The sequence below is a fragment of the Aquimarina sp. AWH4_224 genome, assembly GCF_056160245.1.
Window position 1 is genome coordinate 196,867 of sequence record NZ_JBSWWU010000006.1, and the last position, 19,298, is coordinate 216,164.

Annotated in this window: 16 protein-coding genes and 1 tRNA gene; 2 read left to right on the forward strand and 15 right to left on the reverse strand. The window is 37.1% G+C overall.

Annotation, left to right across the window (positions count from 1 at the left end):
* The first annotated feature begins 160 nt into the window (after positions 1 to 160).
* Together ACXAGJ_RS13445 and ACXAGJ_RS13450 are read left to right on the forward strand one after the other, a co-directional pair.
* Complete coding sequence (locus tag ACXAGJ_RS13445) at positions 161 to 1,312, forward strand: DUF1214 domain-containing protein (RefSeq protein ID WP_474840671.1); 1,152 nt, start codon at positions 161 to 163, stop codon at positions 1,310 to 1,312.
* Between the two features lie 200 nt (positions 1,313 to 1,512).
* Positions 1,513 to 1,740 carry a hypothetical protein gene (locus ACXAGJ_RS13450; protein ID WP_474840673.1) on the forward strand — a complete coding sequence of 76 codons (228 nt, stop codon included), beginning with the start codon at positions 1,513 to 1,515 and terminating at the stop codon, positions 1,738 to 1,740.
* Positions 1,741 to 2,031: 291 nt separating this feature from the next.
* Here ACXAGJ_RS13450 and ACXAGJ_RS13455 read toward each other — a convergent pair whose 3' ends face one another.
* The 15 genes from ACXAGJ_RS13455 to ACXAGJ_RS13525 all read right to left on the reverse strand — a co-directional run bounded on the left by ACXAGJ_RS13455 (position 2,032) and on the right by ACXAGJ_RS13525 (position 19,296).
* Positions 2,032 to 2,844 carry an alpha/beta fold hydrolase gene (locus tag ACXAGJ_RS13455; protein ID WP_474840675.1) on the reverse strand — a complete coding sequence of 271 codons (813 nt, stop codon included), beginning with the start codon at positions 2,842 to 2,844 and terminating at the stop codon, positions 2,032 to 2,034.
* A gap of 94 nt (positions 2,845 to 2,938) precedes the next feature.
* Entirely contained in the window at positions 2,939 to 3,607 is a 669-nt protein-coding gene (locus ACXAGJ_RS13460; RefSeq protein WP_474840677.1) for a hypothetical protein, read from the reverse strand.
* A gap of 83 nt (positions 3,608 to 3,690) precedes the next feature.
* Positions 3,691 to 4,413 (reverse strand): hypothetical protein, encoded by a 723-nt coding sequence (locus ACXAGJ_RS13465; protein ID WP_474840679.1) that lies wholly within the window; start codon positions 4,411 to 4,413, stop codon positions 3,691 to 3,693.
* A gap of 375 nt (positions 4,414 to 4,788) precedes the next feature.
* Positions 4,789 to 4,862 (reverse strand) — tRNA-Arg (locus ACXAGJ_RS13470).
* Positions 4,863 to 4,878: 16 nt separating this feature from the next.
* Positions 4,879 to 5,328: a GatB/YqeY domain-containing protein gene (locus ACXAGJ_RS13475; protein WP_073315447.1), complete on the reverse strand. Its 450-nt coding sequence runs from the start codon at positions 5,326 to 5,328 to the stop codon at positions 4,879 to 4,881.
* Positions 5,329 to 5,426: 98 nt separating this feature from the next.
* A complete protein-coding gene (ftsZ, locus tag ACXAGJ_RS13480) occupies positions 5,427 to 7,400 on the reverse strand; it encodes a cell division protein FtsZ (RefSeq protein WP_474840682.1) in 1,974 nt (657 codons plus the stop codon).
* A 75-nt stretch (positions 7,401 to 7,475) separates the two neighbouring features.
* On the reverse strand, positions 7,476 to 8,834 hold the full coding sequence (gene ftsA, locus ACXAGJ_RS13485) for a cell division protein FtsA (protein WP_474840684.1): 1,359 nt from the start codon (positions 8,832 to 8,834) through the stop codon (positions 7,476 to 7,478).
* A gap of 7 nt (positions 8,835 to 8,841) precedes the next feature.
* Positions 8,842 to 9,558, reverse strand: coding sequence for a cell division protein FtsQ/DivIB (locus ACXAGJ_RS13490; RefSeq protein WP_474840686.1), 717 nt, complete (start codon positions 9,556 to 9,558; stop codon positions 8,842 to 8,844).
* Positions 9,555 to 10,901 (reverse strand): UDP-N-acetylmuramate--L-alanine ligase, encoded by a 1,347-nt coding sequence (gene murC / locus ACXAGJ_RS13495; RefSeq protein ID WP_474840688.1) that lies wholly within the window; start codon positions 10,899 to 10,901, stop codon positions 9,555 to 9,557. Before murC ends, ACXAGJ_RS13490 begins: the two co-directional genes overlap by 4 nt.
* A gap of 24 nt (positions 10,902 to 10,925) precedes the next feature.
* Positions 10,926 to 12,020 carry an undecaprenyldiphospho-muramoylpentapeptide beta-N-acetylglucosaminyltransferase gene (gene murG, locus ACXAGJ_RS13500; protein ID WP_474840690.1) on the reverse strand — a complete coding sequence of 365 codons (1,095 nt, stop codon included), beginning with the start codon at positions 12,018 to 12,020 and terminating at the stop codon, positions 10,926 to 10,928.
* Complete coding sequence (locus ACXAGJ_RS13505) at positions 12,017 to 13,219, reverse strand: FtsW/RodA/SpoVE family cell cycle protein (RefSeq protein WP_073315452.1); 1,203 nt, start codon at positions 13,217 to 13,219, stop codon at positions 12,017 to 12,019. The genes murG and ACXAGJ_RS13505 overlap by 4 nt, the downstream gene beginning before the upstream one ends.
* Before the next feature lie 17 nt (positions 13,220 to 13,236).
* Positions 13,237 to 14,571, reverse strand: a complete 1,335-nt coding sequence (gene murD / locus ACXAGJ_RS13510) for a UDP-N-acetylmuramoyl-L-alanine--D-glutamate ligase (RefSeq protein ID WP_474840692.1) — start codon at positions 14,569 to 14,571, stop codon at positions 13,237 to 13,239.
* Positions 14,572 to 15,801, reverse strand: a complete 1,230-nt coding sequence (gene mraY, locus ACXAGJ_RS13515; protein WP_073315454.1) for a phospho-N-acetylmuramoyl-pentapeptide-transferase — start codon at positions 15,799 to 15,801, stop codon at positions 14,572 to 14,574.
* A 37-nt stretch (positions 15,802 to 15,838) separates the two neighbouring features.
* Positions 15,839 to 17,305 (reverse strand): UDP-N-acetylmuramoyl-L-alanyl-D-glutamate--2,6-diaminopimelate ligase, encoded by a 1,467-nt coding sequence (locus ACXAGJ_RS13520; RefSeq protein ID WP_474840694.1) that lies wholly within the window; start codon positions 17,303 to 17,305, stop codon positions 15,839 to 15,841.
* Positions 17,302 to 19,296, reverse strand: a complete 1,995-nt coding sequence (locus tag ACXAGJ_RS13525; RefSeq protein WP_474840696.1) for a penicillin-binding protein — start codon at positions 19,294 to 19,296, stop codon at positions 17,302 to 17,304. The genes ACXAGJ_RS13520 and ACXAGJ_RS13525 overlap by 4 nt, the downstream gene beginning before the upstream one ends.
* Between the last annotated feature and the right edge of the window lie 2 nt (positions 19,297 to 19,298).

Consider the following 19,298-nt stretch of genomic DNA (forward strand, 5'->3'; position numbering starts at 1 on the left):
TTATAGTATTTCCCGGAATTATGATAGTCAACCATTGTAAAAGCCTTTACTTTTATCCAAAACTATTAGAAATAATACGCATCTCATTATGAACGATTCACAAACGGAATTAACGGGCACGCTTCAATTCGCCCAAGCAATTGAGCAAGCACGAGAAATCATGTTAACAGCACCCTGGTATGTTTTTAGCCCAACACCAGAACAGGAGCTTGCTGCGGCAGAAAAGCAACTTAAACACCAGATAGCCGCAGCGCTAGACGAAGGTTTTGTTGTTCATGATCCGCTTCATCCTGAATTTAGGGTTATGAGTCAGCATAATCAATATGGGTTATACAATCCCGACAATAAGTATTTTGCCGCTACAATCTCGTCGGATGGCGTATATGTGATTCGCGGTAAACGAGGCACAAGTGCATCTCTGGAAATACAAGTTGGTGCGGGTAATCCCGGTTACAATGAAAACTTAACGAGCCCTATCACCATAGATCAAATTACAGGAGAAAAATTAAATATTAGGACAGACGGTACTTTTGAAATCATTATTAGCGATACCGAACCTGAAGGAGCCGAAAATTGGTTACAGAATTATAAAGGCAATCTTCAGGCAAACAGTATTCTGATCCGTGAAAGTTTTATGGATTGGGAAAAAGAAAAGGGCGGCACCTGGTATATTGAGCGTACCGACACAAGCGGTCAACCTAATTCCAACCCCAGCCCCAAAGTAGTAAATGCTCAATACGCACGAGCCTCTGAATATTTGATTAACTCTACAAAAGGTTGGGTAAAATTTGTGGATCGCTTAAGAGCAAACCTAGCCAGTGGTAACCTAAGCCAACCGCGTCCCACGCAAGATGGAAACGGTTTACCTGGTCAATGGAATGCAGCTGGATTTTTTACTATAGAATCTGATGATGCTCTTATTATTACAGTATCTAATTCTAAAGCTAAGTATCAATCCATTCAAATAGGTGATTTTTGGTTTAATGCTCTTGATTTTTACCACCGTCAAACAAGTTTAACTGCTGCGCAAGCACAGAGCAATGACAAAGGAGAATATCGATTGGTGATTAGTGCCAAAGATCCTGGTGTTGCAAATTGGCTTGACACATCAGGTACACAAAACATATTTGTTTTTATGAGGTGGCAAGGGATGCCAGAATGCGAAGAGCCATCTGGTGTTCACACAAAAATGGTCAAATTCAAAGAGCTTCGTAAGTGTCTTTCTGATGAACCGTTTTTTGGTCCAAAGAAAAGACAAGCACAGCTTGCAGCACGTAAAGTTTCAGCATTAACCAAACCTAGAGGGTTTTAGGAAATAACAAAAAGTATACAACATAAGGCAACAAGTCTATTATTCTAAACTTGTTGTCTTAAGTTCTTGAGTTCAGAGTGGTTTGGCATTGTGTTTTTATCTGTTTTTAATTTATTTCTATATTATCAATTCCATTTTGTTTAACATAATTTAAAGGTGCTTTTCATTAAATTGTTATCCAACTTAAAATCTTTTATATTATGAAAAAAATAGTCTTTCTATCGGTTTTACTGGTTTCATTACTAAGTTGTGAAAAAGAAGATATTCAGGATGAATCAATAGAAATTGGAATGGACCAAAATAGCGATAGTAAAATACAAAAAGAACAAACCTTAGATCAGTTCTTAAATTCAAAAACCAAGAAGCGATCAGATGCAAGAACCAGATCAAGTGTTGAATCCGGAAAAGGTTTAGCTGCAAAAAGATAACCCATTACAGAACAATAAAAATCAGTTATCTCATTAGCTTACACTAAATTGAAATTACTAATTATTCAAAATTTTAAAGAGGTATGCCAACAAAGGTCATACCTCTTTTTACTTATACTATATTCTTTCTAATATGATTTTTAAATCATCAGCAACGGTCTTGTATAAGGATAGTAGTGGATTTTCAGACACTAACTTTTCTGTTAAATAAAGACCTATTATATATTTACTAACTTTTGTTTTAACAATTAAACCGCTATTATTTTTTACATTGTTACCTGCTGGTTTTCTTTAATTTAAATAACTCAATACTTTATCTAAAACAGCTTTTGTTCTTAATATTCGAAAATGTCCTGTACCTTCAACTATTTCAAATTCAGACACAGTCCAATTTTGATGTACATTTTTTGACCTTTCAATAGGGATTACTTTGTCATTTTCATCATGAATGATTAGTGATTTTTCGACATTGATAGTCTTAACAAAATCACTAACATTTAAAATATTTACATCAATACCTGTTTCATTTTGTAATCTTTCAATTAATCTGGTTTTAACTTTCTGGGTAATTCCAACCATTTCTGAAACATCATCTATTCTTTCAGTAAATTTATCGGGTGTTGTTATCAATACATATTTTTCAATAAACAAATCTGGGTTATTAAATAATGCATAGGTTGTCGCAACTCCACCGAATGAATGGCTAATCAATGTTTTAATATTATGTTTTCTAATTAAAACTCCTACTAACTCCGTAAACTCGAATAGACTTGTACTTCCTTTACTACTAAAACCGTGAGATGGTCCATCAAAGGAATGAACAGTGTATCCATTTTCCAAGAGTAGTTCTATTAAATCAGAAAAGTTTCCTGCTTGACCTTCCCAACCGTGAATTAACAAAACTTCTTTTTCGCCACCTCTCCAAGTGTAAAGCTGTATATCAAAGTCTTTAAATTTTAGAGTTCCTTTCTCAGACTTATCCAAAGTATTTAGTTCATTTTGTCGAAGCTTACGAACTTGGGGATTTGTCAGTTGATTGTAGGCAAATGACATTATTGCATTTGGGAAAAGAGTTGATGCTATTCTAATTATTGTTTTTTTCATTATCATTTTTCAGCTTACAGGCAACGGAATTGTGTATGTTGCGTTAGCCTGTCGAAGGCGGTATATGCAATATACCAATTGTTACCTACCGTTTTTATTCTTTAAATTTTATTATCGGAAAATTTGGTTTCCACATCTTTCCCAGTTTGTGTTTATTTTCTGCAAATTCAATGTCTGTTATTTTGGCATTTTCAAGCTTATTTTTTAATCTCTCAGATACATAAACTCCCCAAGAATAAAATGGGATTTTGAAAAGGTCAATTTCAGAGTCAAAATTTTTTCCAAATACTACTTTTTTAGTTTTGAAGGAATAGCTTTTATTAGAGTCCGATTTATTTTCTGAAATCAAGTCTAGTTTGTGCTGATGTGATGTTACTTTTAATTCTTCTCCATTTTCGTCAGTCGCAAATATTTCACTTTCCTCAAAGTCAATCCAATTGTAACATTCATTTGCGTTTTGATCAGGAAATATGAGTTGAAAGTATTCATAAGATTTATTCTTTTTAAGAAATCCGAATAATTTTTCCTTTCTCAAGACTTTTGCTTCGTTCAAGTCATATTTAACAGTCTTACTTTCTTTGATAATATTCAGAGCTTTTTTATTAATGATATATTCGTTTGTCGAATGTAATATATCATTGAGCTCGTTAAAATTATCATCATCATACATTTTACAAATCGGTATCATTTTTCCATTGACTTTCTTGTAGTCGATATCTTCAATTGCTCCAGAATCGTCTATATGAAATGTATAATATGTCATTTTTTGTCAAATGGTAAGTAACGTTCCTTGTATATTGCGTTTGACTGCCGAAGTAGGCATAAGCAATATACAAACTGTTAGCATTAGTTTTTTATTCTTTTTGTCAGTAATTCAATTTCCAATTCAGAGTTTATTCCCTTCTTAAAATGTTCTTTTATCCAAAACTCGGCAGACTTAAGATCACCTTTTTGTTTATATAAAAAGGCTAAGATATATTCAGAGGATATAATTCTTTGCCCGATTTCAAATGCAGGAGATTCAACATCTTTTTTAAGTCCAGAAATATTTTCCTCAATAGTGGTTTTCTCACTAAACCATTTTTCCAGTTTGGAAATATTATTCGATAGTACTAGATTTAAACTGTTTCTGAATTTTTGTTCATTTACAGTACTTATTTTATCGGGATTGATGGGTTTGTTTTTTTCAAAACTTTCTTGCCAACCTTCTAATCGTTTGAAATAAATCACTTTTGTTGATTTTTCTGTCCGATGATTTATTATCTTTTTTCCTGATATTGAAGGGACGAAGTCGAAACAATTACCAAAAGAAAATGAGCCTCCGAAAGATTTAAACACATTGTATTCAATAACGTGTTTTATTCCCTCTTTATTAAAGTCACTATACCATAAATATTTTCCATTCCAATTGTCCAATCCAATTTCAGCAAATTTTGGAGTAACTACTTCGTTAAATATTTCAATCCGTTTTTCAAGTAAAACTTCGTCCAAATTTTTAATATCGTCATAGATCTCATTAATAGCTTTTTTTCTATCAATTAAATCTCGAATTTTACTAAAAATACTCATTTGTTCCTAATTAATGCTAACGTATGTGTATAGTTACTAAAGGTAACTATATTTCCCAAATACAGAATATATGCACCCCAATTGAACCAGAAAAGCAAGGATTAACCTTGTTGATCCTAACAAACTCACTGCTGCAAATAGAAAACCCCGAGCTAGCGCTCTGATTTTTTATTTTATTCCAAAACCTCAAAGCCAACTTCTGTTGATCAAGAGATCGGATTACCTTCGGTGATCCTAAAAAACTCACTGCTGCAAATAGAAAACCCCGAGCTAGCGCTCTGATTTTTTATTTTATTCCAAAACCTTAAAGCCAAAAGCTTTGGGTTTTTCCATAAAATAAAAAACCACGTCATTGACGTGGTTTTCTGCTTGATGTGACCGCGGAAGGATTCGAACCCTCAACCCTCAGAGCCGAAATCTGATATTCTATCCAGTTGAACTACGCGGCCTTTATGATCTTTACTATTAAGACAATTTACTTTTTACAATCGCAGAAATGGTTTTTCCATCGGCCTGTCCTGCCAATTCTTTGGATACGATACCCATTACCTTACCCATATCTTTCATTCCTGATGCTCCAATATCATCAATAGTCATTACCACAACCTTCTCGATTTCTTCTTCGGTAAGTTGTTCTGGTAAAAACTGCTCGATCACTTTGGCTTGATCCAATTCTGGTTGTGCCAAATCATCTCTTCCTTGCTCTGTAAAAATAGCGGCACTATCCTTACGCTGCTTTACCAATTTTTGCAAGATTTTAAGCTCCTCATCCTCAGTCAATTCTTCTTTGGCACCACTTTCAGTTTGTGCTAACAAAATAGCTGATTTGATAGCTCGCAACGACGTTAGCGCATTTGTATCTTTGGCTTTCATCGCTTCTTTCATAGCGGTCATTACTTGCTTCTGTAAACTCATTTTTACCGTTTTTAAACTATTGGATTGCGAAGATAAAAAATAAACCGATAATCCATGATTGGATTACCGGTTATCTGTGTATTTAACTCAAAATTTTACTAGTCTACATTATCATGCAGAAATGAATTGTTTTTTCGTAACTGGATATCGTCGTTATCATCAGTTCCTAGTGATGTTCTCGACAACCCAGAATCTTCTGGTTTGGCATCTACATCAATCCCAGCTCTTTTGTATGCTGGCTCTTTTTCGATATCATCGATATTCGAAGAGCTATTTCTGAACTTATAATTAAATTCTTTCATTTTTGCTCTTCGCTCTGCAGCTCTTGCTTTCAAAGTTTCTGAAATAGGCTGATTTACTGGATCTACCTCTCCCTGTTCTTCGGCTTCTGGTGCTGGAGCTACAACTTTCTTTTCAAAAACTACCTCTTCATCTTCTTCCTCCATCACTTCTGCTGGCTGTGCTTCGGTCAATCGTTTTTCTTCTTCCATGTAGTCCTCAAGACTATACTTACGAACACCTCCTGAAATCGTCTCACTAGGAGGAAAAACTTCAATAGGTTCGTTTACCTCCATATCCAAGATATCATCGCTAAGATCAAAGATAATTGGTTGCTCATCCTCTACAATTTGATTGTTTTGAGAAGGAACCTCTTTCACCTCTTCTTCTTTTTTGATTTCTCCAGCTGGCATATCAAAAGATAATGAGAATTGATCTGCAGCAGGTTCTTTTTGCTCTTCTACTTCTTCTGCATCTTTTACCTCAATCTCTTTGATAATGTCCTGAGCATTGATAATCACAAAATCATTTTCCGAAGAAAATGGACTTACTACCTCATACTCTACATCAATATTCTTAAGCAAATCGGTAGTTTTAATCAGATCAGAAGCTTCCTCCTCTGTATCATCTATCAATTCGTGCTTGATAACCTTTGGTTCTTCTACTTTATCATTCTTTGGCAACGAAGATGTAATTGGCGTCACCGGCCCGGTAGACTTTGGTGTTAAATCCTGCACCGTTGCTTTTTGCTCATCTTCTAAGGTGTGGATGATCTTTTTGGTTTCAGTATTTACGATTTCATCTTGTTGCTCTACATCAAAACCAGTAGCAATTACCGTTACAGAGATAGCATCTTCTAGTGATTCATCTTCACCAACCCCCATAATGATATTGGCACCATGACCAGCTTCTTGCTGAATATGATCATTAATTTCTCCAATTTCATCTATTGTAATCTCTTCTCTACCAGAAACAATCAATAACAATACGTTCTTAGCCCCTGTAATTTTGTTATCGTTCAGTAGTGGAGAATCCAACGCTTTTACAATGGCATCATGTGCACGTTTATTACCAGAAGCATGAGCAGAACCCATTATTGCCGTACCACTGTTACTTAATACGGTCTTAGCATCTCGCAAGTCAATATTTTGTGTGTAGTGATGTGTAATTACTTCGGCTATACCACGAGAAGCGGTAGCAAGTACTTCGTCGGCCTTAGAGAAACCAGCTTTAAATCCGAGGTTACCATATACTTCTCTTAACTTATTATTATTGATCACGATCAATGAATCCACATGAGCGCGTAATCGCTCTACTCCCAGTTGCGCCTGTTCGTTTCGCATACGTCCTTCAAACTGGAATGGAATCGTAACGATACCCACAGTAAGGATATCTAATTCTTTTGCCATTTTTGCGATAATAGGAGCCGCACCGGTACCGGTACCACCACCCATTCCTGCCGTGATAAAGATCATTTTGGTATTGGTATCCAACATCGTTTTGATCTCTTCATAACTCTCTACAGCCGCTTGTTCTCCCACTTCCGGATTCGCACCCGCACCTAGTCCTTCTGTCAATGAAACTCCTAATTGTATTTTATTAGGAATTGAACTGTTCTCCAACGCTTGCGAATCTGTATTACAGATCACAAAGTCCACTCCTTTGATTCCCTGCTGGAACATGTGGTTGATCGCATTGCTACCACCTCCTCCAACACCAATCACCTTAATCACATTTGATTGGTTTTTAGGTAAATCAAAAGAAATATTCTCAAACTCTTCGTTATTACTCATAATGGCTAATTTTCTGGTTCTCCTACTTTTTCTATTTTTTTATATATCGTATTGAATTCTTACTACTACCAAGCACTACTCAGCATTATCCAAGAATTCTTTAAATTTCTCTGTCCACTTCTCCAAGATATTTTTTCTTGGTTTAAGGTCCACTTTTGGTTGCTCTTCTTCGTTAATCATCTCCTCCGCATCTGTATCCGCTTCTGCATGAACTGCTGTTTCGGTTTTAGCCGCAGCTTTGTTCTGAACAACTTTTCGTTGTCTTTGCATATGTACCAAACCGTCCATCACTAGTCCCACAGCCGTAGCATACATTGGACTCGTGGTTTCTGAATCACTGTTACCCGCTAGGTGTTCATTGGGATAACCGATTCGAGTATCCATACCTGTGATATATTCTACCAACTGCTTCAAGTGCTTCAGTTGTGAGCCTCCTCCAGTAAGTACGATCCCTGCAATCAATTTCTTCTTTGGAGATTCGTGTCCATAATTTTTAATCTCCAAAAACACCTGCTCGATGATTTCCACTACTCGCGCATGAATGATCTTCGATAGATTTTTTAAAGTAATTTCTTTAGGCTCTCTTCCTCTTAATCCAGGAATAGAAACTATCTCGTTGTCCTTATTTTCTCCTGGCCAGGCAGATCCAAATTTTATTTTCAACAATTCGGCCTGCTTTTCTATAATCGAACATCCTTCTTTGATATCCTCGGTAATCACATTACCTCCAAAAGGAATCACTGCCGTATGACGAATAATACCATCTTTGAAAATGGCTAGATCAGTTGTTCCTCCCCCTATATCAATCAACGCTACACCTGCTTCTTTTTCTTCCTGACTCAAAACCGCATTTGCAGAAGCCAAAGGTTCTAGCGTAACATCAGATAATTCTAATCCAGAGCTCTTTACACATCTACCGATATTGCGAATCGAAGTGACCTGACCTACCACTACATGGAAATTGGCTTCTAATCGACCACCATACATCCCTACAGGTTCTTTTATTTCGGCCTGACCATCTACTTTGTATTCTTGTGGTAGTACATGTAAAATCTCTTCTCCTGGTAACATCACCAACTTATGCACTTGATTACATAGGGTGTCTATATCATCATCATCGATCACCTCGTCTGCATTGGGTCTGGTGATATAATCGCTATGTTGTAAACTTCTGATATGCTGTCCCGCAATCCCTACTGTAACGTCATTTATCTTTACTCCTGCTACACTTTCTGCTTCGTGAACGGCCTGTTGTATGGATTGGATGGTTTGTGTAATATTATTCACTACACCGCGATGCACACCCAAGCTTTTGGATTTACCAACTCCAAGGACTTCCATCTTCCCATATTCATTGTATTTCCCTACCATTGCAACAATCTTGGTTGTTCCAATATCCAGTCCTACCGCTATTTCATTTGTTGCTTTTTCCATATTGGTATTATTTTATAGTACACACCACCTGATTACTAAATTGTAAACTGACTTTTTTATACTTATCAAGGCTCTTGTCTTTGAGTGCCTTTTGATAAAAAGCCTTAAAATTTTTAACCTTACTATTTAAATTTTCTATTTTCCCTATCACGGTTCTAAATGAGTAGACCCTTACCTCTAGCTCATAATTACCCTTATGATTTCTAAAGACTCCAACTACGTGTTTCTTTAAGAAATCATCTTTCTGTATCATTTTTAACAATGGAAAAACTTCTTTGACTTCTCTTTCGGATACATTATGCACCAAAGGCACATGTGCCGAATAACTATCAGACAAAGGCATCGTATTTCCGGTAGCATCTACATAAAAAGGAGTCACCGCATTAACCCTAGCAATCGGGGTGCGTTGCTTTATTTGCGCCCTAAGTTCTCCATTTACAGTAAGATATACATCAGAGTGTTCGATCATTTTGTGTGAATCCAACTCCTGCTCTACAGTATTCAAAACTAAAATTTCTTTACCGACGTTCGTAACTCTTTCCTGATTTTGTATTAACAATTTATTAACCGACAGTTCACTCACGTATGGATCCTGCTCTTCAATGAATTCTATTTGCACTCGATTGATTTTTCGCTGCTTATTTCGCTCACTTGTGAACGCAAAAAGGACAACGATTAGCACAATCAATCCCACAAATCGTATATATGAAATCATTTTTTTCATCCTAACAATTCATTTTTAACACGTTCTACTTCTTCTCCTATATCTCCTGCACCTATGGTTAAAATCACCTGGGCATCGCTTTTCAAAATTTCGGTTGTCAAATCGCTCTTTGCCACTAGCTTTTTATTTTCATTTGCAATCAAACTCAGTAACCAATCTGAGGTCACTCCTGCGATGGGTAATTCTCTCGCCGGATAAATATCTAGCAGCATAATCTCATCGAACTGAGTAAGACTGGATGCAAAATCCACAGCAAAATCCTGAGTTCGACTAAATAAATGGGGCTGAAAGATCGCTAATACCTTTTTGCCTGGATGCATTTCTCTTACAGCCTGATGCAAAGCATTGATCTCTGTTGGATGATGCGCATAGTCATCTATGTACACCAAATTTTCAGTTTTAATTTTATAACTAAACCTGCGCTGAACACCCTTAAAAGAAAATAAAGCCTTTGCCAGCGAGGCGGTCGGGGAGCCGTATAGCAACGCGATGGCAAAGGCTGTTATAGCATTTAACAAGTTATGTCTACCTGGCAGGTTTAAATGCAAATCTTTTATATACTGTGTTGGTGTTTTTAAATCGAAAATATATGTACCATTATCAACTTTTACGTTTTGCGCACAATAATCAGAATCATCTTCTATACCGAATGTCATCCCATCAATAGGCAATCCATTACAAATCAAAAGATGATCTTTTACCTTAGCAGAAAAGTCTCTAAAAGATACTTCTAACTCATCGGCCTTTCCATAAATATCCAAGTGATCTGCATCCATTGACGTGACAGCCGCAATATCAGGGTGCAACTGTAAAAATGAGCGATCAAACTCGTCGGCTTCTACCACAACCACATCATTACCCTCTAACACAAGGTTAGAGTTATAATTCTCACTAATTCCGCCCAAAAATGCGGTTACCTTTGCACCACTTTCCTTTAATAAATGTGCCAAAATTGCTGTAGTGGTGGTTTTACCATGAGTTCCTGCTACGGCAAGTGTATATACCTCTTTGGTAATAATCCCCAAAACCTCTGCTCTCTTCTTGATCTGAAAGCCATTATCTTGTACATAGTTCAACTCCATATGATCTTTAGGAATTGCAGGGGTATACACCACCAATGTATCCTCTTTATCCAAAAACGATTCTGGTATCGCATTTACACTATCATCAAAATGAATATCGATACCAAGAGCAATCAAATCATTGGTAATCTGGGTAGATGTTCTATCATACCCCGCTACTTCTTTTCCAAGAAACTTAAAATAGCGGGCCAGGGCACTCATACCTATACCTCCTATACCTATGAAGTAAATGTTTTTTATGTGCGCTAAGGTGCTATTCATATATACTTTAGTTTCTACCAACTCTTATTGTATTAATTTTTCAATTTCGTCTGCAATCTCTGATGTCGCATTGGGTAATGCCATTTTTTTAATCGCATTTCCTAATTCCTCTTGTTCTTCTTTTGCTGCCATCAAACCTGCCATTGTATTTTCAAACTCTGCATCCAATTCACTTTCCCTCAACATCTTTGCTCCTCCTTTGTTCACAATAGCCAAAGCATTCTTGGTTTGATGATCCTCGGCTACATTAGGAGACGGGATAAACAATACCGGTTTCCCCACAATACACAACTCCGAAACCGATCCTGCTCCTGCACGAGAGATAATGATATCTGCTGCTGCATATGCCAGATCCATAGTGTCCAAAAACTCATGTACCTGTACATTCTCTATATCGTCATACTTCTTGTAATCTGAATAATACAGCTTCCCACATTGCCATATTAGTTGTACATTTTGTGCTGCAAAAAAATCCAGTTCTTTTTCTATGAGCTGATTTATTCTGCGAGCACCAAGGCTTCCTCCTATGATCAAAATTGTTTTCTTATCTGATGCCAGTTGATACTTTGCTATAGCTTGTTCTCTTTTTCCATTAATGCTTAACAAATCCTGACGAACAGGATTTCCTGTTTTAATGATCTTATCCTTTGGAAAAAATCGATCCATGTTATCATAGGCCACACAAATTTTGTTGGCTTCTTTTGCTAACCATTTGTTCGTGATTCCCGGAAACGAATTTTGCTCCTGGAGCACTGTAGGGATCTTCTTAGCATTTGCCATTTTCAAAAGCGGCCCACTTGCAAAGCCTCCAGTCCCAATAACCACATCTGGCTTGAATTTTTTGATAATGGTTCTCGATTTCCAAAGACTACTTATTAATTTCAATGGAAACAATAGATTACTAAGCGTTAACCTTCTTTGTATCCCACTAATCCAAAGTCCAACAATTTTATATCCAGCCTGTGGTACTTTTTGCATTTCCATTCGATCCTTTGCACCCACAAACAACACCTCTGCATTAGGAAATCTATTCTGCAGCTCCTTTGCAATAGCAATTGCAGGATAAATATGTCCTCCTGTTCCACCACCAGATAATATGACTTTGAAAGTCTTACTCATACTATTTCTTGTAACACCTCTAAAGGGTTTTCTTCTTTTTCTTTTTCTACTTCTTCTTCTACAATTGCTTCTCTTCTACTACTTACACTAAGTACTATACCGATAGCTAGACAGGTCATCCAGATCGATGTCCCTCCACTACTAATCAAAGGAAGCGTTTGACCCGTTACCGGAAATAATTCTACCGCTACTGCCATATTGATCAATGCCTGAAACACTATGGGCAGACCTACACCTATCACCAGCAGTTTACCAAAAACATCGCCGCATTTATGTGCTGCTATTACTAATCGAAATAATAGCAACAGGTAGAGCAGCATTAAAAACACACCTCCTACAAACCCCCATTCTTCAACAATAATTGCATAAATAAAATCTGAAGAAGACTGTGGCAAGAAGTTTCTTTGTACACTTTTTCCTGGTCCTGTACCAATAACCCCACCTCTGGCAATTGCTATTTTAGCGCGTTCTATCTGATAATCTTCTTGTGTTTCCTTATTATCTGCAAAATTCTCTATTCTACTCACCCAGGTATCTACACGGTTTGGAAACATCCCTGGAAACGCTTTGGCAAACAATATAAAGAACGTAAGCACCAAAAGTCCGGTTCCTAAAACCACAGCGATATGCCGTAAAGGATATCCTCCCAAGAACACCAACATCATCACCATCGAAAATATAATCGCTGCCGTAGAAAAGTTAGCAGGTAAAATCAACATCAACACCAAAAACACGGGCAACCACAATGGTAACAATGTTTCTTTGAAGGAAACGGTTTGATCTTTTATTTTGGAAAGATATCGTGCAACATAGGCCATCAACACTACTGCCGCAAGTGTAGAAGTTTGAAAAGTTACTCCAACAAAAGGAATTCTGATCCATCGACTTGCATTTGCTCCTTCTATCGTATTGTTTTGAGCCATGGTTACCAACAACAACACCAAAACCACAGGGATCATAATAATAGACAATCCTTTGAAATAATGATATGGGATCTTATGCACCACATAAATAATCAAAAACCCTAGTACCAAGTGCGCAAAATGCTTCACTAAAAAACTAAAGGTATCTCCATCTCCATACAAATACGCCAAATTACTACTAGCACTATAAACCGGTAAAAAAGAAAATAACGCCAACAAGGCAGCCACTGCCCATATCACTCTATCACCTTTTATATTTGCTAATACTTTAGTCATCTTTTAATCCTATACTCTTATAATTCTCTAACTGCTTCTTTAAACTGCCTTCCTCTCTCTTCATAATTTTTAAACAGATCGAAACTTGCACAAGCTGGCGACAACAATACGTTATCATTTCTCTCAGCGATTTTGTATGCAAGATTCACTGCTTCTTTCATAGATTGTGTTTCTGTAATATTATCTACGCAATTTCCAAATGCATTGATGATTTTAGAATTATCTACTCCCAAACAAATGATTGCTTTTACTTTTTCATTAACCAACGGATACAACTCCGAGTAATCATTTCCCTTGTCTACTCCACCAACTATCCATATCGTAGACGATTTCATAGCATCTAAAGCATAAAAGGTCGCATTTACATTGGTAGCCTTCGAATCATTGATGTACTGAACATTATTGATCTTTAGTACATTTTCTAACCGATGTTCTACTCCATGAAAATTCTCTAAACACTCTCTAATTGTAGTTTTTCTGATCTTCAATAACTGCGCTACTGTAGCGGCCGCCATTGCGTTTTTTACGTTGTGATTACCTTTTAATGCTAAATCTGATGTTGGCATGATTACTTTGTTGTTATCTATGATTATGTTAATGTTTTCGTTTTCTAAATATGCTCCGTTCTCCACCTTTCTGGTTAAAGAGAAAGGCAATAATTTTGATCGAACTGGGTGTTGTTCCAAATAAGTGGTGATCACTTCATCATCTGCATCATATATGAAATAATCTTCTTTAGTTTGATTCATCGCAATTCTAAATTTTGAGGCGATGTAGTTCTCAAACTTATTGTCATATCGATCCAAATGATCAGGAGTGATATTGGTCAAAATCGCAATATGTGGTGCAAAATTGATGATCCCATCTAATTGAAAGCTGCTTATCTCTAACACATAAAATGGTTTATCCATTTCAGCTACTTGCTTGGCAAAACTATCTCCAATGTTACCTCCCATATTTATTGCTAAGCCCCCATGCTTCAACACATGATGAGTAAGCATGGTTGTTGTTGTTTTACCATTACTCCCGGTGATCCCAATCATTTGAGCATCCGTATATCGAGATGCAAATTCGATTTCAGAAATCACCTCAACTCCTTTCTCATGTAGTTTTTGAATTAAAGGAACACTGTCTGCTATTCCCGGACTCTTCATCACTACATCAGCATTTAGAATTTTATCTTCGCTATGCTGTTGCTCTTCCCATTCGATTTCAAAATTTCTAAGAACGCCTTTGTACGTATCGGCGATTGTTCCTTTATCAGAAACAAATACCTCAAATCCTTCTTTCTTCCCTAAGATTGCAGTTCCTACTCCACTTTCTCCAGCTCCTAATACCACCAATCGTTTCATCTATCTTACTTTTAAAGTGATCACAGCTATAATTGCCAGTACAATACCCACAATCCAAAATCTAGCTACGATCTTACTCTCATGTATTCCTTTCTTTTGATAATGATGATGTAATGGAGACATCAAGAAAATCCTTCTCCCTTCACCATATTTTTTTCTGGTGTATTTAAACCAACTCACCTGCATCATAACCGACAGGGTTTCGATAAAAAATATCCCACACAAAATCGGTATCAAAAACTCCTTGCGAATAGCAATTGCAATCACTGCAATTACACCTCCGATAGTCAAACTTCCCGTATCCCCCATAAACACTTGCGCTGGATAGGTATTATACCATAAAAATCCAACCAAAGCTCCTGCAAAAGCGGTGATATAAATTGTCATTTCTCCTGAATTGGGGATGTACATCACATTGAGGTAATCTGAAAAAATGATATTACCGGACACCCAGGCAAACAAGGCAAGTGTGAGCACAATAATCGCCGAGGAACCCGCAGCCAATCCATCAATACCATCAGTCAAATTTGCTCCATTGGACACTGCAGTTACAATAAAAATCACAATAGGGATAAAGATCAACCATGCATATTTGGCTAGATCCGGGCTAATCCAAGTGATCAAATCCGAATAATCGAATTCGTTATTTTTGAAAAAAGGAATTGTGGTTTTAGTCGATTTTACTGCAGGCTTGAAATCAGATTGCTCTCCATCAACAACCACCTGTTCTGTATCTGCATTCACCTTTTCTTGTCGTACAGTTATGTCATTATGAAAATACATCGTACACCCAACAATAAGCCCAAGACCAACCTGACCAATCACCTTAAACTTACCCGCCAATCCTTCTTTGTCTTTTCTTTTTATTTTCAAAAAATCATCTGTAAACCCAATAATACCCATCCATATGGTAGTAACGATAAGCAAGAGCACATAAATGTTATCTAATCGCGCAAAAAGCAATACCGGAACCAAAGTAGACAGTATGATAATCACACCTCCCATAGTTGGAGTCCCTGCCTTTTGAGCCTGTCCTTCTAACCCTAACTCTCGGATAGTTTCTCCCATTTGCTTCTTTTGCAGGAATGCAATTATTCGCTTACCATAGATGGTAGAAATCAGCAGTGACAATATAATTGCCATGGCTGCCCTAAACGTAATAAACTGAAATAAGGAAGCCCCCGGGAACTGATATTGGTTTTCTAAATATTCGAATAAATAGTATAACATAAGTTTCTATCTCTTATGCATCTCGATGCATCTGGGTTTATTTATTTAGTTTGGTTAATTCTTCTTTTACAATTTTAAAATCATCAAAATCAAATCGTTTCCCATCAACTTCCTGATAGGTTTCATGTCCTTTTCCTGCTATGAGAATAATATCATCTCTTTCTGCTAACTGACAAGCGGTTTTGATTGCCTGTTTTCTATCGGTTATCGACAAGGTCTTTTTATAATCCTGAGGCTCTACTCCCTTTTCTATATCTTCTATGATTTGATCCGGATTTTCGGTTCTTGGATTATCGCTAGTAAAAATTGCTTTGTTACTTAATTTGGCAGCGATATTTCCCATTACTGGCCTTTTCATTTTGTCACGGTCACCTCCACATCCTACTACCGTAATCAATGTTTCATTTTTGGTACGTATATCATTGATCGTTTCCAAAACATTCTTCAAAGCATCAGGCGTATGTGCATAATCTACGATAGCGGTGATTTTCATGTCTTCAGAAATCAAATACTGAAATCTTCCGCTCACGCTCTTCAGATCACTCATCAATCGCAAGGTCTCTAAGGTCTCTAACCCTAATAATTCTGCTGTAGCAAAAATTGCCAGGAGGTTATAGGCATTGAAACTTCCTATTAGCTTTGCCCAAACTTCGTGGTCATTAAATTTCAGCAACAATCCTTCTAAGCTACTTTCTAAAATTTGCCCTCTGAAATCTGCATACGAACGCAAAGCATAACTATATGTTTTGGCTTTGGTATTCTGAAGCATATACCCGCCATTCTTATCATCCTTGTTAGTCAAAGCAAAAGCTGTAGGCGATAAACCATCGAAAAATGCTTTTTTCACATCCCGATATTCTTTGAAGGTATCATGATAATCCAAATGATCGTGAGATAAATTTGTAAAAATTCCTCCTACAAACGACAAACCTTCGGTACGCTTTTGATGGATACCATGCGAGCTCACCTCCATAAAGCAAAACTCAACACCAGCGTCGTTCATCTGCTTGAGGTATTTGTTGATCGTCAATGAATCCGGAGTGGTATGTGTTGCTGCAAACTCTTCCTCATCTACCAGCACCTTCACCGTAGACAGTAAGCCTACCTTATACCCTGCATTTTTAAAAAGTTGAAACAAGAGGGTAGCAATTGTAGTTTTACCATTGGTACCTGTTACTCCCACCAATTTTAAATTCGCCGACGGAGAACCATAGTAATTGGCCGCCATAATAGCCAAAGCCGATTGGGCATCCTCAACTTTTACATAAGTAACACCATCTGCTTTCCGCTCTGGAAGCTCCTGACAAATAACAGCAACTGCTCCTTTTTGGATGGCAGTATCAATAAATTTATGACCGTCTACCGTTACTCCCTTGATCGCCACAAACAAATCACCCTTCCCGATCTGACGAGAATCGAACTCAATCTTTTCGACACCTACAGAAGTATCACCTACCACGGTATCGATTGCCACTTTGTATAAAATGTCTTTTAGTTCTATCACGATAATTCGAGCTTAACAGTTTGATTTATTTGCACTTTGGTTCCTGGAGCTATAGACTGTGTTCTTACTTTTCCTGACCCTTTTATTTCGACCTTAAGTCCCATATTTTCCAAAAGTGAAATCACATCCATTGCTGGCATGTTTTTCACGTTCGGCATTATAGTTTTGTATTTTTGAGCCTTTTCGTAGTACGCATCATAACTCTTGGTTACCGTACTGCTTTCTTCTACCACATAAGGCACTTCATCAATCACGGGAATATCATTGTATATTTTGGTAGCAATCGTTTTAAAAACGGGAGCCGCTACTTCACTACCATAATATCCTTTTTCTTTATTCGGTTTATGTATTACTACAATGCAAGAATAAATAGGCTTGTCCGCAGGAAAATATCCTGCAAACGAAGAGATGTACTCTCTCTCTTTGTCCTTACCATAATTACCCCAGCAGGTTCCTGTTTTTCCTGCAATCATGAAATTATCTGTCTTGATATTGTCTGCTGTACCTCTTATCACCACATTTTTCATCATCTCGCGAACGATTCTGGCTGTTTTCTTTGAGCAGATCGTTGGATTCAACACTTCTTTATCAAATCGTTCTCTGGTTTTATCCCATGTTTTGACCTCTTTGATAAATCTTGGTTTCACCATCTCGCCATCATTAGCAACCGCATTATAAAAAGCTAAAGTTTGCAATGGAGTAATTGCCACACCATAACCATGCGCCATCCAAGGCAATGTGGTACCATACCAGTCATCATCTCCTGGATATGGTATTTTTGGCACTCCTTCTCCTTTGATCGAAACCCCCAACGTTTCGGCAAGTCCCATATTGATCAATCGATCTACAAATTTTCTAGGGTTATCCTTATAATTCTCATTGATCATTTTTGCAAAGGCTGTATTCGAAGACACTTCAAAAGCTTTTGCCATAGAAATTTTTCCGTAACCACCCCATCTCGAATCCTTAACTACACGATCATAAAATTTAACACGTCCTTTTTCGGTATCCACCACATAACTAGAATCAATCTTACCATCTTCTAGCGCCGCTACAATTGTCATTAATTTGAATGTTGAACCTGGCTCATGAGATTCTCCTACCGCATAGTTTAATTTTTCGTAATACTTACCCGCCTTGGTTCTTCCTAAATTCGAAATAGCTTTGATCTCTCCTGTTTTGGTTTCCATAACCACCACAGTACCGTGTTCTGCTTCAAAATCTTCTAATTGTGCCAATAAAGCATGATGTGCGATATCCTGGATATTTACATCAATAGTAGAAACCACATCGTATCCGTCTTGTGGCTCCACTTCATTAGCATCCCCAATCGGTTTCCATTGGTTTTTCGCTATCTTCTGTTTTTTGCGCTTTCCTTCTTTCCCGCGTAAAAACGGACCGTAAGCTCCTTCTAATCCGACTCTGGTATAATATCCTTGATCATCTCTTCTTTCGTATCCAACTGTACGTTCAGCTATTTTACCAATGGGATGCTCTCTTACCGTTCGTTGTTCTACGATTAATCCGCCTCTATTAGCACCAAATTGAAAAAGGGGAAACTTTTTTACCCTCATATATTCTGAATACCCTAGCCCTCTTCGAATCAGCAAATACCTATTCTTATTAGCTCTTGCTGTTCTAATCAACTTATCGTAGTAAGAAACTGGTTTATTGAATTCTTTGGAAAGTGCTTCGCACAAAGGTTTAATGTTCGCTCTGAAATCCTTATCAGTAACCGTTAAGGCATCAAATCGTATATCATACTTAGGAACAGAAGTAGCTAGCAAATTTCCTTTACTATCATATAAATTCCCTCTATTTGCAGGAATATCGAAAGTCCTAAACACTCGATCCTGCGCTTTTTGACGATACACATCTCCTTCTACAAACTGGATATTGACCAACTTCACCAAAACAGCTAAGGCAAAGAAGAACATACATGCCGCAATGAAATACAACCGATTTAATATGTTTTTTTCTTTAATCGCCAAAT